This window comes from Catenibacterium sp. co_0103, from assembly GCF_004168205.1.
In the GTDB taxonomy this organism is placed as follows: Bacteria; Bacillota_I; Bacilli_A; order Erysipelotrichales; family Coprobacillaceae; genus Catenibacterium; species Catenibacterium mitsuoka_A.
This window is the reverse complement of sequence record NZ_RCYB01000001.1, coordinates 43434-59329: the sequence shown is the minus strand read 5'-3', so window position 1 is coordinate 59329 and position 15896 is coordinate 43434. Positions and strand designations below refer to the sequence as shown.

General features: G+C 33.8%; 16 protein-coding genes and 2 pseudogenes. 9 read left to right on the top strand and 9 right to left on the bottom strand.

Annotated elements, in window-relative coordinates:
• Nucleotides 1-231: 231 nt before the first annotated feature.
• Nucleotides 232-612 (top strand): hypothetical protein, encoded by a 381-nt coding sequence (locus EAI80_RS00330; RefSeq protein WP_129980485.1) that lies wholly within the window; start codon nt 232-234, stop codon nt 610-612.
• Here EAI80_RS00330 and EAI80_RS00325 read toward each other — a convergent pair.
• The 5 genes and pseudogenes from EAI80_RS00325 to EAI80_RS00295 all read right to left on the bottom strand — a co-directional run.
• Entirely contained in the window at nt 590-1429 is an 840-nt protein-coding gene (locus EAI80_RS00325; RefSeq protein ID WP_129980484.1) for an HAD family hydrolase, read from the bottom strand. The two genes, EAI80_RS00330 and EAI80_RS00325, sit on opposite strands and share 23 nt — an antisense overlap.
• 109 nt (nt 1430-1538) lie before the next feature.
• Nucleotides 1539-2414 (bottom strand): annotated as a pseudogene (locus EAI80_RS00320) (adenylate cyclase); the annotation flags it as partial.
• Nucleotides 2415-2612: 198 nt separating this feature from the next.
• A complete protein-coding gene (locus EAI80_RS00310; protein ID WP_192923980.1) occupies nt 2613-4226 on the bottom strand; it encodes a hypothetical protein in 1614 nt (537 codons plus the stop codon).
• 332 nt (nt 4227-4558) lie between these two features.
• Nucleotides 4559-4765 (bottom strand): hypothetical protein, encoded by a 207-nt coding sequence (locus EAI80_RS00300; RefSeq protein ID WP_129980481.1) that lies wholly within the window; start codon nt 4763-4765, stop codon nt 4559-4561.
• Nucleotides 4766-5040: 275 nt separating this feature from the next.
• A pseudogene (locus tag EAI80_RS00295) lies at nt 5041-5439 on the bottom strand (adenylate cyclase); the annotation flags it as partial.
• Between the two features lie 467 nt (nt 5440-5906).
• Between EAI80_RS00295 and EAI80_RS00285 the strand changes: the two are divergent.
• From EAI80_RS00285 to EAI80_RS00255, 8 genes are all read left to right on the top strand, one after another.
• A complete protein-coding gene (locus tag EAI80_RS00285; protein WP_022424536.1) occupies nt 5907-7094 on the top strand; it encodes a M20 family metallopeptidase in 1188 nt (395 codons plus the stop codon).
• Between the two features lie 70 nt (nt 7095-7164).
• The gene (gene tkt / locus EAI80_RS00280; protein WP_129980480.1) at nt 7165-9138 is read left to right on the top strand and encodes a transketolase; all 1974 of its coding nucleotides are present in this window, start codon (nt 7165-7167) and stop codon (nt 9136-9138) included.
• A gap of 49 nt (nt 9139-9187) precedes the next feature.
• Nucleotides 9188-10042: an EamA family transporter gene (locus EAI80_RS00275; protein WP_129980479.1), complete on the top strand. Its 855-nt coding sequence runs from the start codon at nt 9188-9190 to the stop codon at nt 10040-10042.
• Nucleotides 10043-10127: 85 nt separating this feature from the next.
• A complete protein-coding gene (locus EAI80_RS00270; RefSeq protein WP_022425998.1) occupies nt 10128-10355 on the top strand; it encodes a DUF6110 family protein in 228 nt (75 codons plus the stop codon).
• A gap of 36 nt (nt 10356-10391) precedes the next feature.
• The gene (locus tag EAI80_RS13685; protein ID WP_238634311.1) at nt 10392-11084 is read left to right on the top strand and encodes a hypothetical protein; all 693 of its coding nucleotides are present in this window, start codon (nt 10392-10394) and stop codon (nt 11082-11084) included.
• Nucleotides 11018-12508, top strand: coding sequence for a heavy metal translocating P-type ATPase (locus tag EAI80_RS00265; protein WP_238634309.1), 1491 nt, complete (start codon nt 11018-11020; stop codon nt 12506-12508). Before EAI80_RS13685 ends, EAI80_RS00265 begins: the two co-directional genes overlap by 67 nt.
• Nucleotides 12509-13261: 753 nt before the next feature.
• The gene (locus tag EAI80_RS00260; RefSeq protein WP_161220243.1) at nt 13262-13636 is read left to right on the top strand and encodes a YxeA family protein; all 375 of its coding nucleotides are present in this window, start codon (nt 13262-13264) and stop codon (nt 13634-13636) included.
• Between the two features lie 14 nt (nt 13637-13650).
• Nucleotides 13651-14025, top strand: coding sequence for a helix-turn-helix transcriptional regulator (locus EAI80_RS00255; RefSeq protein WP_129980477.1), 375 nt, complete (start codon nt 13651-13653; stop codon nt 14023-14025).
• A gap of 286 nt (nt 14026-14311) precedes the next feature.
• On the opposite strand, the gene EAI80_RS00250 is transcribed toward EAI80_RS00255, so the two are convergent.
• From EAI80_RS00250 to EAI80_RS00235, 4 genes are all read right to left on the bottom strand, one after another.
• Nucleotides 14312-14599, bottom strand: a complete 288-nt coding sequence (locus EAI80_RS00250) for an HNH endonuclease domain-containing protein (RefSeq protein WP_275055282.1) — start codon at nt 14597-14599, stop codon at nt 14312-14314.
• A gap of 187 nt (nt 14600-14786) precedes the next feature.
• The gene (locus EAI80_RS00245; RefSeq protein ID WP_202976582.1) at nt 14787-15101 is read right to left on the bottom strand and encodes a hypothetical protein; all 315 of its coding nucleotides are present in this window, start codon (nt 15099-15101) and stop codon (nt 14787-14789) included.
• A gap of 247 nt (nt 15102-15348) precedes the next feature.
• Nucleotides 15349-15690 carry a hypothetical protein gene (locus tag EAI80_RS00240; RefSeq protein WP_129980476.1) on the bottom strand — a complete coding sequence of 114 codons (342 nt, stop codon included), beginning with the start codon at nt 15688-15690 and terminating at the stop codon, nt 15349-15351.
• Between the two features lie 33 nt (nt 15691-15723).
• Complete coding sequence (locus tag EAI80_RS00235) at nt 15724-15867, bottom strand: hypothetical protein (protein ID WP_192923979.1); 144 nt, start codon at nt 15865-15867, stop codon at nt 15724-15726.
• Between the last annotated feature and the right edge of the window lie 29 nt (nt 15868-15896).

Here is a 15896-nt window from a genome sequence, read left to right as displayed (position 1 = left end):
CTTTAAAGAAGCTCTTCTCTCTTTATTTAATACTTCATATGCAAGTGATAAAGCATGTGGTAAATATTTCTGATAGTTCTTCTTAAGAATAAAGTAGATATGAGTTGTATCATATACATCACTTACATAATTTTCATATAAAGTATATTTATTACATATAAAAAGTGAACGACTTTTCTTCTAGCAGTAATGGGGGGATTTTGGTAGAATTTAGGTAAGGGGGATGATGATATGAGAAAGAAGAAGTTTATAATAGGTCTATCTATTATTGCAGTTATTACTCTTTATTTTGCATATCATCGCTTTGAAACATCTATTCCTGTAGAAATAGATGCACCCTATGGAATTACATGTACTACTTCTAGATCACGTATAGATGGTGATCATTATAGTCTATGTCTGCATATTAACTCATATAAGTTTAAAGAAGAATATATCAACATTCAGATTAAGACATATGATAAAAACAATAATTTACATGAATACAGTACAATCTATAAGATAGATAAAAAAATCCCATTTCAGTTCCATACAGATACAAAAGAAAACATTAAAAAAGTCGTTGTGAGCATTACACTCACAACGGCTTTTAAATTAGTCCTAAATGTTTAAATGCATTATAAAGTCCATCATCATTGACATCAGTCGTAATATAATCTGCTGCTTCTTTAATTTCAGGACCACCATTACCCATAGCGACATTATAAGCACAACATTCAAACATTGATAAATCAATCTTTGCATCGCCAAAAGAAATAGTATCCTTAAAATCAGCACCAAGATGTTCCATCAATACTTCAATCGCATGTCTCTTAGTAATACCAGTAGGTCCTAAATCACCATATAAGGCTACTTCACCCTTACCACCCCATGTATTCGCTACAAGAGTAGGAAATTCTATCTTAGAATCTAAATGATCCTGATAAGAACTTAAGATAAAGCTGATTTTATTCACATCATCTCTATATAAATCTTCACCCTGTAAATGAATAAATCCATCCATGAATGCTTTAGAAGATTCCTTTGCTTTCTCTAGATCTGCTCCTTTACCCTGAGCATACTTAACCATTGTTTCAGGACCCTGTTCTAACATATAGTCATTACAGTACATACCACTATTGGCTTCTAAATAGAAACCTAAGTGTCTCTCATTACACCAATCTACAATGTGTTTTACATCTTCCTTTGATAATCCTTGATGCATTACAACTTCATTATGGTCTTCTACATAAGCACCATTACCACCAATCATACCATCTAAATCACATAAATTACGCTGTAGTACTTCAGCTTTAGAACATCCAGTACAAATATAAACCTTATGACCATTTGCGCGTGCCATGTCTACTGCCTTAGCTGCTGAAGCAGGTAACTTTGCTTCATAATCAATTAATGTACCATCTACATCTAGAAATATTATTTTACCCATATTTTTCTCCTTTATATGTTTCTTATTATATATAAGAAATAACGTAACGGTATCAAACAATCAAATAATGAAAAAAATGAGGCTCGAAATAATCGAGTCTCATCTTTATTTAGTCTTCATAGCTTAAGGCTTCAGGACTTTGTTCACCAGAAGAGATTCTTACGACATTCTCTACATTATAGATAAAGATCTTACCTTCCCCATTGACTGCAACAGTAGGAACAGCTTCTGTAACACTTAATTCAGGAGCAGAAACAGTTGTAGTGGTAGCACCAGTATAAGTTTCTGTTTTTAATGCGAAGCCTGCATAAGCACTCTCTAAACCATGTTCAAGCTTATCAAGACCAGTGATTTCTTCTTCAGTAACTCTAAGACCAACAGTATGTTTAACAACTACGAATGTAATAGTCATTAATACAGCAGTCCAAACACCAATACATAATAAGCCAAGTAACTGAGTACCTAATAACTTAAAGCCTCCTCCATAGAATAGACCTTGAGCCTTAGGCATTGTATCAGTACCGCAGGCAAATAATCCAACACAGATAGTACCAAGTAAACCATTACCAAAATGAACAGCGACAGCACCAACTGGATCATCAATATGTAATTTATAATCTAATAACCAAGTAAAGATCATTACAGTACATGTTGCAAGTGCTGGTGCAACAGTAGTAGTTGCAAAGATAGTTGCTAACTGAGTACCATTTTTAGCAGCAGCACCGTTAAATCCATACCAGCCAAACCAAAGAATAAATACACCTAAAGCACCAATAGTTAAACTATGACCAGGAATACCATTTGGGCTTCCATCTTTATTGAACTTACCAACACGAGGACCAAGAATTTTAGCTCCAATTAAAGCAGTTAAACCACCAACGAAGTGAATAACTGCACTACCAGCAAAATTATGGAATCCCATTGCTGTTAACCAGCCATCGGGTCCTCAAACCCAATGAGCTTCAATAGGATAAACAATTAAAGAACTGACTACTCCCACGGGCAAGCCCGTGGGGTTCTGATTGCCAAGTGTAGCTTGTAATCGTACATCATTTTCAGACTTTGGAGCTACAAGTGTAAATCTATTTGAATCAGAACTTTCATTACCAAGCAGTCCAACGACCACATTAACGGTAAATTTCTACTTTCGTAAGGAAGTATAGTCAATCTCCCTGAATATGTTTTACGCTATCTTAATTCCGCTATTTAATACCTTGATCTCGTTAACCCTAATCCATTCGATTAGAGCCTTTTCTTTGCTGTAACACTTATCAAATTCAGAAATACATTTGTTTTTATCTATATCTTTGGTTCTGTAATCGTAACAGTATAATAGGAATGATGAATACCAGTCTCGTTGTACCTCAGTACCATCTTGCAGCTTATACATTCGCTCAGATAGTTTCTTTTTAATATAGTCATCAATAGTATGGTCGTACTGTGAGGCTCTATAATCATTAGATACTTCAATATATATACCACCTGATACCTTGAATTTCTGTTCTACAGCAGTTTGAAACCCAGAAGGACATCTATTCTTTATGGATTTGCCAAAACGCTTTTTCCTATTAAACTTGCCTTTGCTATTGACCGTAGTTTCTTTGGCTCGTCTCATAAGCCTGCCTGCATTTTTAGGTTCTGTGATAAATACATCTCCAAGACTTCTTAAATGGTTAGCGTCTTCATTTATTGCAAGCTGTCTGTTTATGGCATTGATGCGACATAGTTCAGAGTGTTTTTCTTTTAATTTCTTATAATGATTAGAATATTTCCAGGTTTTACGGCCTTTTTTTACAGTACCATCATCATTATAATTCTGAGGATTAGTTGCACGTCTTGACCTGTCCATAGCACGGTGAAGCAGACGTTCTTTTCTCTCAGATGTCTGAATACTGCTGCCACGCTCTGAAAGATTCTTCAAGCCCACCTCAGTATCAGATGTATAAGCAACAGTCTGTGTACCAATATCAGCGCCGATCATTCCTTTGCCATATTTATGTCTTGGGCTGCCATGCTTATCATATTTTGGCTTTGCTTTACCCTCGATAGTAAGATGCAGATATACTCTGTATTTACCTCTTATCATCCTGGGAACAAGCGTAGCATAGCAGGGTCTGTATGTATCTATGCAACAGCCATCTTTAATAAGAGTTTTAACAGCCCTGTCATCCAGAATCTCAGATTCAGCAAGATATGATAAAACCGCATCTACTTCATCCTGCTGGAATCTATCATTTATTTGTATTCCAAATACCATCCTGCCAAGTTTGAACTGTAGCTTATTATCTGTGACGGATATAGGTATACCACGATTGATCTGCTTTGCACGAATACAAGGCAGTTCTCCATATCTTGAGAAATGAATGGCATTACCATTACCATATAAGCATTTCTCAATACCACGCCATATATCTTCGGCTTTAGTCAGAGCGAATACAGCGTCTACACCATATTTCTTGCCTATTGGAATCATGGACGTTCTGCAGTATTCCCATGTAATATTATAAGCTTTCTGCATTTCATTAAGTTGTTTAGCATAAGTTCTTCTTTTATCCTTATCTTTAGAATCACCATAAAGAAACAGTAATTTACGGTATCTCTTTGTACGCATAAGCTGGTTATAATTCTTTCTCATAAGACCTACAAGTTCATTGCCTGCTTTTCTGATTTTATTCGATAGCTTTACAACTTTTTGTATATCAGAAGAAGACATATCAGTTTCAGCAGCTAAGATATGTCTATCAGAAAGCTTATGAAATTGTTTAAGATGTCTTTTATGTTCTTTATCAGTTATCATTTTTCTGCTCCTTAATATTATCCTAATTACTGTAGATACAAAATATCCTCTAGACCATAAAATACCACATCCTGCAGAATTGTATTAATTGCGGAAATGCCTTGAATAGTTCAATAGCACTTATATCTTTAAAAGTTCCTACAACATCACAGGGAGCAGCAGTTTGTGGTACATCTACAAAGACATGTATATGGTCAGGCTTCACTTCAAGAGCCTTAATGTGATAATAGATTTTTCTGTAATATCTGTTTCAATATTTCCTCTACATTACCTTTTAATACCAGAAATATGAATTTAGAATACCTGATGATGTGATACTGTATCAGATATTTTCAATACGAAGCACTATGATATTGTTCTTCACTGTCTTGTTCACCTAATTGATATTTTTTCTGAATTCCTCTACGCAACAAGTCAAGAAATATGATACTCTCACCTTCCTCAACAGAATAGATACGTGCAGGGTTCTCAAGTTCTGTTTTCCATCCAGCAGGAATGGAAATATTTATTTGTACATTGTCACTTTTAGTTCTTGTCATTACTTTTTTCCACAACTTGAATGATATGTTGAATTATCAGAGTTGCACTGTTCTGCATGGTTATTATTGTTCGCTATATGTGCAGTATTATTAGGATTTTTCTGATTACAGTGATGGTTGTTTTGTTGTATGTGTGTTTATATCATAGTTACTTTTACTAATGATCTGTTTACTTTCTATACTTTAATATACATAGATTATATATCATTTTTCTAAGTATTTATCAAGTAAAATGTGGCTTTCATCCCACACGCAAGCGTGTGATTTTTTCGCCACAAATTTACAACGAATGAATAAATACAATAACTTAAGAACTTAGTTCTTTCCGCCATTGCTCCAGATACGATAGTTGCTGCAGTTGCACAGAATACTAAGTTGAATACGAAGCTTGACCAATCGGTTGATGCAAAGTTAGTTAATGGACCATTTCCAAAACCAACCCAGCCAATAAATCCGTTAGCTACATCACTTCCACATAAGAAGCTATAACCTACAATAAGAAAAGCAACAGTTCCTAAGCAGAAATCCATCAAGTTCTTCATGATGATATTTCCGGCGTTCTTAGCACGGGTGAACCCTGCCTCAACCATTGCGAAGCCTGCCTGCATAAAGAATACAAACGCAGCACCAATTAAATACCATATACCAAAAACTTCAGTTAAAACCTTTGCCATAAGCACTCCCCCTTTATCATGTTTATGTTTTCTTTTTACCTTTCTGGTATGACTGCATTATACGAATAGAAAACAGTCATGTCAATAAGAAATTATCATCATAACATTAAATTATCATGTATGTTTATCGGAATAAGCGAAAAAACAGACTATATATTCATGATAAAATGAATTATCGGAAGATAATAAAAAAATGTTATAAAATGATAAAAAATTATTAAATCATGCATAATTTTTATATTATGGCATAAAAAATGCGATAAAAAAGAAAATCATGGTATACTTTTTTAAAGGGTAATTATAAAAAAGGGAAAAGTTTTTTATCACATCCAGAAGAAGATATGGCTGCACTTATTGCTGTTGATCTTCTTTACTATGGATTAGTGAAACGTAATAAAGAGGAATATGCACAAAAGATTATTAATACAAGACGTATTATTCAAGAAATGGAAAAGTAGGTGTAAGTTATGGAAAAGATAGAAAAATGGATATCAAACAACAAGGATATCGAACAGGAATTAATACGACTGAGAAGACATTTTCATGAACATCCAGAAGTAGGTCATCCTCTTCCTCAGACACAGGAATATATAGTGAAACTGCTTGAAATGTATGGTTATGAGAATATTATTGTGAATCCAGGAGGAAGTATTGAAATACTTGTAGGACCTCATGATAAGAAGATTCTTTTACTTAGAAGTGATATGGATGCATTACCTTTAGTAGAACATACAAACTTACCTTTTAAATCTATTAATGGATCTATGCATGCCTGTGGACATGATATGCATGCATCTATGATGTTGATGTGTGCCAAACTATTAAAACAGAATGAAAAGAAACTAAAAGGGCAGATCAAGATTGTTTTCCAGCCTCATGAAGAAGGACTAGTGGGTTGTAAGATGATGATTGAAGATGGGGTATTAAAGTATCCTCGTGTTGATGCTGCAGTAGGGTTACATGTTATGCCTGCAACAGAAGATAAGACAGGAACTATACGTACAATCCGTAAAGCGATGACAACAGCGTCTACAATCTTTGAAATTAATATTACAGGTAAGAGTTCACATGGTTCTATGCCAGAAAAAGGTATTGACGCACTGCGTGTGGCTGTTCATATATACCAGCAATTACAGGAAATCATTCCTAAAGAAATCAGCATGAGTCATGATGATGTACTTACAATTGGTATTATGAATGCAGGTAAAGCACATAATATTATTCCAGAAAAAGCCTATATGAAATGTTCTTTAAGAAGTTATCGTCCAGATGATCAGGAATATATTATGGGTAGAGTGAATGAGTTAGTTCAAAGTATTGCTTCTATGTATCATGCCCAGGCAGGTATCACAATTTTACAGCAGGCACCAAGTGTCTATAATGATCCTGCATTACTTAAATCTATTATGGATGTAGAAAAAGATGTATTTGGTGGTTATATCAAGAAGTTAGAACTTCCTCTTACTATCTCAGAAGACTTTGGCCATATTACTGCCAATGTACCTTCACTCTTTGTTACTCTTGCTGCAGGATGTAAACAGGATGGTTATATTTATGGTCTTCATAACAAAGCCACTATTTTTGATGAAGGCTGCTTAATGTATGGCCTGTATTTCTTATATAATGCTGCAATGAATTGGAATGTGAAGTACTAAATATCTTGCATTCACAAAAAGAGAACAGGTATAATATTTAACAATGATGAATGGGAGAAAATAAACGAAAATGAACAAGATTGATCAAAAAACAGTATATACGATTAAAGCACTTTGTGCAGATATGATTCAGAAAGCAAATTCAGGACATCCAGGACTTCCTTTAGGGGCTGCTGGGTTCACTCATGTATTATGGTCACAGGTATTAAACCATAGTGCAAAGCATCCTGAATGGATTAACAGAGACCGTTTTATTTTATCAGCAGGACATGGATCAAGCATGCTTTATAGCTTATTACATCTATATGGTTATGGCTTAACTATGGATGATTTAAAGCAGTTTAGACAGTTAGGTTCACTTACACCAGGACATCCAGAATATGGACATACAGTAGGTGTAGATGCCACTACAGGTCCACTAGGACAGGGCTTAGGCATGGCTGTTGGTATGGCAATGGGTCAGGCTCATTTAGCCACTGTATTTAATAAACCAGGTTATGATCTATTTGATCATTATGTTTATGCATTAGCTGGTGATGGATGTATGATGGAAGGTATTTCTTCAGAAGCATTATCACTTGCCGGTACACTTAAGTTAGAAAAGCTCATCATCTTATATGATTCAAACAACATTTCTATCGAAGGTAATACAAACATCACATTTACAGAAAATGTATCAGACAGAGTAAAGGCATTTGGTTTTGAAACATTAACTGTAGAAGATGGAGATAACTTAGATGAAGTACTTGCTGCATTAGAAAAAGCAAAAACTATTAAAGGTAAACCTAAGTTCATTGAAATCAAGACTACAATCGGTAAAGATAGTCCAAATGAAGGTTCAGAAAGCACTCATGGTGCACCACTTGGTGTAGACAACATCAAAGCACTTAAAGAAAAACTTGGTCTTCCACAGGAAGAATTCTATGTACCAGAAGAAGTATATGATTATCTAGCTTCTACACAAAAACGTGTAGATGATTTATATGATGCATGGACTTCTATGCAGGATAAATACTTTGAAGAATATCCAGAAATGAAGATTGTATGGGAACAGTATTTTAACCCTGACTTTGCAAGAATCTTCAAGGATAACCCATTATTCTGGGCTAATAAACATCACAATATTGCAACACGAGCTGCAAGTGGTGAAACAATGAACCTTATTAAGAACTTTGCCCCTAACTTCATTGGTGGTTCAGCTGACTTAGGACCTTCTAATAAGACAGTATTAAATGGCGAAGGTGAATTCAGTGCAGACAACTATGGTGGACGTAATATTCACTTTGGGGTAAGAGAACAGGCTATGGCTGCAGTAGGTAATGGTTTAATGTTGTATGGTGGATTAAAAGCATATGTGGCTACATTCTTTGTATTTAGTGACTATGTAAAACCTATGGCTCGTTTATCTTCATTAATGAAGCTTCCACTTACTTATGTATTTACTCATGACAGTATTGGTGTAGGGGAAGATGGACCAACACATGAACCAGTAGAACAGTTGACTATGCTTCGTGCAATGCCTAACATGTATGTATTTAGACCATGTGATGAATTTGAAACAAAAGCAGGCTGGTATGTCGCAATGAGTTCAAAAGAAACACCTACATCACTCATCCTTTCTAGACAGGACTTATCTAAGATGGTAGGAAGTAATAAAGGTGCCTTAAGAGGTGGTTATATTATTGATGATTGTATGAGTAAGCCAGATATCATCATCATTGCATCAGGTTCAGAAGTAGACTTAGCAGTCAAAGCTAAAGAACAATTAAAAGACCCTGACTTAAATATCAGAATCGTTTCTATGCCTTGTCAGGAATTATTTAGAGAACAGTCTGAAGAATACAAAGAATCTATTTTACCATCATGTGTAGAAAATAGAATTATTGTAGAAGCAGGAAGCCGTTTATCTTGGGGTGAATTCGCAGGATTCAAGGGCAAATATGTCACTATGGATACATTTGGTGCTTCAGGTAAGCCAGCAGACTTATTCAAGGAATTCCATTTAACTGTAGAAGATGTAATCAAAGCTATCAAAGAATTCTAAACAAATTCATTTTAGCCTCCTATAATAGTATTATAAGGAGGCTTTTTTTATGTGGATACTTTATGCATTTGGTTCTGCCTGTTTTGCAGGTCTCACTGCAGTACTTGCAAAATGTGGTATTGAACATACAAACTCTCATCTAGCCACTGCATTACGTACTATTGTCGTACTCATCTTTTCATGGATCATGGTAGGAATAGTTGGCTCATTTGATACAATCCATACAATCACCCATAAGACATTTCTATTCTTAATTCTTTCTGGAATATCTACTGGAGTGAGCTGGTTATGTTACTTTAAGGCGTTACAGCAAGGAAATATCAATAAAGTTACAGCTGTAGATAAGACAAGTGTTGTATTGACGATTATTCTTTCTCTTATATTCTTCAAAGAAAGTGTCACAGTATATAAGATCATAGGCATGATCATTCTTACAACAGGTACATATTTAATGGTAGAAAAGAAAGAAGATAATAAACAGACAAATAATGCCTGGTTACTTTATGCTGTGCTTTCAGTTATTTTTGCAAGTTTGACGACTATACTTGGTAAGATAGGAATCACAAATATTGAAAGTAACCTAGGAACAGCTATTCGTACAAGTGTTGTACTTATTATGAGCTGGATTGTGGTTTTTGTGACGCATAGTCAAATGAATATGAAGAGTATTCCTAAGAAAGAATATCTCTTTATTATGTTATCAGGCTTAGCTACAGGAGGATCCTGGTTATGCTTCTATCATGCCTTGCAAAGTGGACCAGCAAGTCTAGTTACTCCTATAGATAAGTTGAGTATTCTATTTACTGTATTATTCTCTTATCTTATTTTCCATGAGAAACTCTCTAAGAAATCATTACTTGGATTAATACTAATAGTATTTGGCACCTTGATTATGCTTCTCTAACAAACTCTAACATTTTTGTTCACAAACCTTCTCTATAGTGTCATTATAATTTTGTTAGTTAGGACTAATATAGGAGGAAAAGAATATGAAAGACTTATTTAAAAACAAATTATTATGGTCATTTGTAGGTGGTGTAGCCGCTACAGTGGCAGGTAGTAAGTTCGCAAAGAGTGACTGTGCAAGAAAAGCTGCAGTAAAATCAGTTGCGACTGGTATGCAGTTAAAGGATCAGGCACTTGCATCATATGATACAATCGTAGAAGACGCAAAAGATATCTATGCTGAAGCTAAAAGCAAGAAAGAAGCAAAATAGGAAATAGTCATTTCCTATTTTTTAGGTGATAAGAGAATGTTAGAGTATCGTATAGTACATGACATACCAGGACGTATGAGAATACGTTATGGACGTTATCGCTTTTCTAGAAATAAGGCATTAGCCCTACATTTCGCATTATGTAAATGGGATATGGTTGAATCAGCTGATGTCAATGAAAGAACAGGTTCTATTTTGTTCACTTACAGTGTTGATCAAAGAGATGCTTTGATTGACAAAATCAACTCTTTAGATATCCCTCACTTTGATGACACACTCTATGAAAAACTCATTAAAGAAAACAAATATCTTATAGATTACCGTGATATCAATGATCAATACATTGGTAAATTCACCGCAATCATCGCAAGAAGATATGCTTCTAAATGGTTTTTACCATTACCATTACCAGTAAGAAACGGATTAACTATTTATCATACAATTCGTTATGTAAAAGAAGGACTTAATTCTCTTGTACATAAACGTATTGATGTACCAGTACTTGATGCCACACGTATCTCTGTTTCTTTATTATCAGGACAATGGGGTACAGCATGTAATATCATGTTCTTATTGAATATCTCTTCATTACTTGAAGACTATACAAAGAAAACAACATCATTAAAGCTTAAAGAAACATTGTCTGTCAATATTGATAAAGTATGGGTATTAGAAGAAGGAAAGAAAAACAGATTCCTACTTCTCACTTGCAGAAAGAAGATATTGTAGTCGTACAGACAGGTTCTATGGTTCCAGTAGATGGTGAAGTAGTAAATGGTGAAGCCATGATTAATGAATCAAGCTTTACCGGTGAACCATTAAGTAAGATGGTTAAACAAGGAAGTTCTGTCTTTGCAGGTACTGTTGTAGAAGAAGGAAGGATTTATATCAAGGTAAGAAATCTACAATTAGAAAGCCGTATTAATAAGATTGTAGATATGATTGATACAAACGAATCATTGAAAGCAGGTATCCAATCAGGTGCTGAACATTTAGCTGATGCGATTGTACCTTATAGTTTTGTAGCTTTCTTTGGATTACTTCTGGCGACAAGAAATCTTACACGTGCTTCTTCTGTATTACTTGTAGATTATTCATGTGCAATTAAGCTTTCTACATCTATTTCTATTATTAGTGCAATGCAGGAAGCAGGACGCCATTCTGTTATGGTTAAGGGTGGTAAATACCTAGAAGCAATGGATCAGGCAGATACAATTGTCTTTGATAAAACAGGTACCCTTACAAATGCGCAGCCATTTGTACAGAAAGTGACACCAATAGGAAACTATACACGTGATGAAGTATTACGTATTGCAGCTTGTTTAGAGGAACATTTCCCACATAGTGTGGCTAATGCGATAGTAAAACAGGCATCATCTGAACAGTTGCATCATGAAGAAGAACATGCTGAAGTGAAGTATATTATTGCGCATGGTATTGCGACTATTTATCGTGATCAGCGTGCTATTATCGGTAGTGATCATTTTGTATTTGAAGATGAACATATTACTAAAACAGAAGAAATAGAAACACTCATCAATAACTTACAAAGTGAAGGTGCCAGTTCTTTGATATTCCTCGCAATAGGAGGAGAACTCGCAGGTATTATTTCTATTTATGATCCACTTAAACCAGAAGCAAAAGAAACTATTATGAATATTAGACGCAGTGGTTTTAAGAATATTATTATGTTGACAGGCGATAGTGAGAATGCAGCTAAGCATATTGCGGAAGAACTTAATATTGATGGTTACTTAGCAGGCGTATTACCTGAAGATAAAGCAAACCATGTCAAAAAATTAAGAGATGAAGGACATAAAGTTGTTATGGTAGGTGATGGTGTCAATGATACCCCAGCCTTATCTTGTGCAGATGTCTCTATCTCTTTACAGGATAGTTCAGATATTGCGAGAGAACTTGCAGATGTTACATTAACATCTTCTTCACTAGAAGAAATTGTGGTATTTAAACAATTATCAGCATTATTAATGAAACGTATAAAAAGTAACTATAGAAAAATAGTTACATTGAACACAGGATTGATTCTATTAGGTATGTTTGGTATCTTACCAGCAAGTACAACATCACTTATTCATAATGGTTCAACATTTGTCTTTGCGATGTCATCTTCTACATCATTATTAGAAAATTGATGTATAGCCCCTATTCTGGGGCTTTTTTATTTCCTGGGAAAAGAACATATGTCAACTCAAGTTTACATGATAGTTGGTGGAGGTAACTGATTTTTAGGACTACACTTGTAGAGGCACTATTCATAGAAAAGAATTGTACTATGCCATATATCCCCCTTCCTTTATGAACCGACATCTGAACAAGGAGATATATATGGCATAGTAGAGGGGAACAACTTTTACCCTATAAATTAGACAAGTATCTTAGAACCTTTACAATCTGATGAAAGATATTAAGAAAGTTGACATGCCCTAATGATATCGTGACTTCTCACACGATCCTGCACAAAATGGACATCAGCTATTCTCCTACCTAATGTACCAATAAATATCTTTTATGAGATATGCTCTCTAGTTATTATATCAACCACTTGTCACGCACTGCATAGAATGAATAGTTATGCCAATATGAGATATTGGGGTTATAGGTTATTTTACTTATTCTTTTTTTATGCTATTCAATCCAAGGAATCAGACATTTCTCGACTTCTTTCCACTCATAATAGGATTAAATGAAAAATACGGATACTCTCAATTTCCTAGAATACAGAAGATAAAAACCGGATAATGTAATAAAGCTTTCAATATGTAGTCAACATGTTCTTCTGTCACATCCTGCTTAATACCTATAATCCTGTCTCATATAAGACTTCCTGCTCATCGGAAGTCTTATTTTCTTTCTATTATTCAATAAAAAATGATTGGAGGGGTTTTATGAAAAAGAAAGGCATATTGGTTGTATTTATCGTTTTAATCAGTATAGTTACAATTACAGCAGTGAGATACTTAAGTACTGACCACACTGTATCTGACTGCTACTATACACAGATTCCTTGTAGTAATGTGAATAGAGAATCATGGCTCATCGATGATTATGGTCATAAACAACCTATTGGAAAAGAATATGTTCTTGTATCTTTTAATGCATTAGGAGAAAGAAAGCTTGTCACATTTATTAACACCTACTGTCCAGGAACTTACATTAAGTTAAAAACAAAAAAGAACGTAGTTACTGACCAAAGGATTGTATCAAAATCAGAAGTTCCTCAACGTGCTTTAAATCAAATAAAGTGCTATGGAACAACATAGAAAGGAAAAGAGATATGTATTATGAAGTGATTAGTTATATTATTGCCATTCTTTGCATTGCATTTATGATTTTCTTCTTTTGTTCATCCATCTATCTCTTCATATTAATAGTGAAAGCTCTAAAGAAATATATTAACTCTAAAGATATAAGAGAAGAGAAGAAAATCAATGCGGAATCTTTAAGAGAAGCTCTTAAAGAAAATCGTTTGCGTTGTAATATGACTCAGGAATTTGTCGCAGAAACATTAGGAGTAAGTAGACAAGCTGTCTCTAAATGGGAGAATGGAACAAGTGAACCCAATACCACCAATCTAATAGCTTTATCAAGATTATATAAGATTGAAGCTGTAGATTTACTTGAATGTATACAAGAAAAAGAGCCTGTCTAATAATAGACAGGCCAGACAAAAAGGAAAATATATTATGAAAAAAACATTCTATAAGTATACTAATAAATTCCTGATATCAATGCAAATGAATACAAAAAAACAAATAAAAAACTTTAATTGAAACCCCTTATAAATATTATGTTATACGAATAAAAAAGCCTGGCGAGATGAGCATCTCAATAGGCTTTTTTATTTAAGGAATGACTTAAGATTACTTAAGTTCCTCTATGATTATTGTAGAAAACTCTATACTTAATTTCAATAAAATTCAAAAAACTAGAAAAAATTATAGTTTCATAGAGAGATAGAATTGATCCACATAACTATGCGCAATCGCAATATTCAGTTCTTCTTTGTATTTACTATTGTTGATTGTTTCTACAAGTTCTTTATTTCTTTGATTCAACTGTTCAATCACTTCTTTACTAGGAATATGATTGGACTTAGAAGAATTATGACTCTTAGAAGTCAAAACAAGATTCCAGATATCATCACTATACATGAATGACCAAGGAATCACATGATCTACACTGATATCATCAGGCTGCAATTCTTTTCCTGTATAGAAATCAATCGGTTTATATGGTTATATTGTTTTATTATTTTATATATTTTCAAACTGATTTTATGATTTTGGTATATATGGGAGATAAATCGTGTTTTTTATTTCATGAAATATATTACACATCAATTTATGGCGAATCATTTTATTAGAATACTTTAAATATCGGTATAGTGAATACAGAAATGTTCTTTATTTTCTATTCCCCATAATAGACTGCAATTGGATGAACAATACAGATGTTTTTTTCGGTTGTTGGTAGTAATTCTTTTAGTGCTGAGTTTGCAGCATATTGTAGAGTGGCAAAAACATTTTGGCTATCATTGGGGTTCGCATCTTCTCCGAAGATATTAGTAATTATTCCCACACAGGTGATTTCTCCACCGTATCGAAAACCAAGGTTTTTAGGGTCAACTCTAAAATATTGTCCATCTAAAGGAATTAGGTAACCATCTTTAGATATTAACAATCTGTTGTATGGCATAAAACTTCTAATAGCTTTAATGATAGCCACAATATCATCGTATTGTTTATTGTTCTTTTCTATGAATTTATTTACTTCTTTTTTTTAATTATTACTATATTGTCGTATTTATTCACGATTAAGACCTTCTTTGGCTTGGTTAAGTTTTTTTTCAAAGCTTTCTTTGTTTGTTTTTTTTATGAAGTCAATGAGTCCTCCTTGTGTAAATAGTCCTTCTAAGTAATCTAAATCTATAAAATCATAATATCGTTTGATTTCTACATAATTTCCTTATTCATCATATTTTTTTATTTTGAAATATAACTTTAGGTGAAATGCACTTATATGCAATATCAAAAGCTGGTTCATGTAATATTTTGTTGATAACATCTTTAGATACTGATTGTACTTCGGATGAATGAGACAATTCTGCAGAACCAGATAAACTAGAATTTAATTCAACAAATTTCCAAAAACCACCTATATTGCCAGAACCTGTAGCAGAAATATTTTCGGTGTTTCTAGAATTTTTAGTTGTGTTATCTTCTTTTTCTACAGTAGTTTGGGTTACTAGACCTTTTTGACTTTGAGCTACAATTGAATTTACGATATCAGTATCAAGATATAAAAACTGTTTCATAATTTCGTTACCTCCTTACCTCATGACACTCTTCTAATAATTTACTTTAAGATATTCATCGTCTTTGAGTATTCTTTTTGCACAAGTCTTATGATCATTCTCTATGATTTCAGGAATACGATCTCTGACTAACTTATTATGAATATGTTTCATTGGCATCACCTCTTCATTAATCATACATCTCCCCAAATCATTATGAAAGTTAC

Coding starts and splice junctions, on each gene's coding strand:
- EAI80_RS00330 (WP_129980485.1), top strand. CDS start 232: ATGAGAAAGAAGAAGTTTATAATAGGTCTATCTATTATTGCAGTTATT.
- EAI80_RS00325 (WP_129980484.1), bottom strand. CDS start 1,429: ATGGGTAAAATAATATTTCTAGATGTAGATGGTACATTAATTGATTAT.
- EAI80_RS00310 (WP_192923980.1), bottom strand. CDS start 4,226: ATGATAACTGATAAAGAACATAAAAGACATCTTAAACAATTTCATAAG.
- EAI80_RS00300 (WP_129980481.1), bottom strand. CDS start 4,765: ATGACAAGAACTAAAAGTGACAATGTACAAATAAATATTTCCATTCCT.
- EAI80_RS00285 (WP_022424536.1), top strand. CDS start 5,907: ATGGAAAAGATAGAAAAATGGATATCAAACAACAAGGATATCGAACAG.
- tkt (WP_129980480.1), top strand. CDS start 7,165: ATGAACAAGATTGATCAAAAAACAGTATATACGATTAAAGCACTTTGT.
- EAI80_RS00275 (WP_129980479.1), top strand. CDS start 9,188: ATGTGGATACTTTATGCATTTGGTTCTGCCTGTTTTGCAGGTCTCACT.
- EAI80_RS00270 (WP_022425998.1), top strand. CDS start 10,128: ATGAAAGACTTATTTAAAAACAAATTATTATGGTCATTTGTAGGTGGT.
- EAI80_RS13685 (WP_238634311.1), top strand. CDS start 10,392: ATGTTAGAGTATCGTATAGTACATGACATACCAGGACGTATGAGAATA.
- EAI80_RS00265 (WP_238634309.1), top strand. CDS start 11,018: ATGGGTATTAGAAGAAGGAAAGAAAAACAGATTCCTACTTCTCACTTG.
- EAI80_RS00260 (WP_161220243.1), top strand. CDS start 13,262: ATGAAAAAGAAAGGCATATTGGTTGTATTTATCGTTTTAATCAGTATA.
- EAI80_RS00255 (WP_129980477.1), top strand. CDS start 13,651: ATGTATTATGAAGTGATTAGTTATATTATTGCCATTCTTTGCATTGCA.
- EAI80_RS00240 (WP_129980476.1), bottom strand. CDS start 15,690: ATGAAACAGTTTTTATATCTTGATACTGATATCGTAAATTCAATTGTA.
- EAI80_RS00235 (WP_192923979.1), bottom strand. CDS start 15,867: ATGATTAATGAAGAGGTGATGCCAATGAAACATATTCATAATAAGTTA.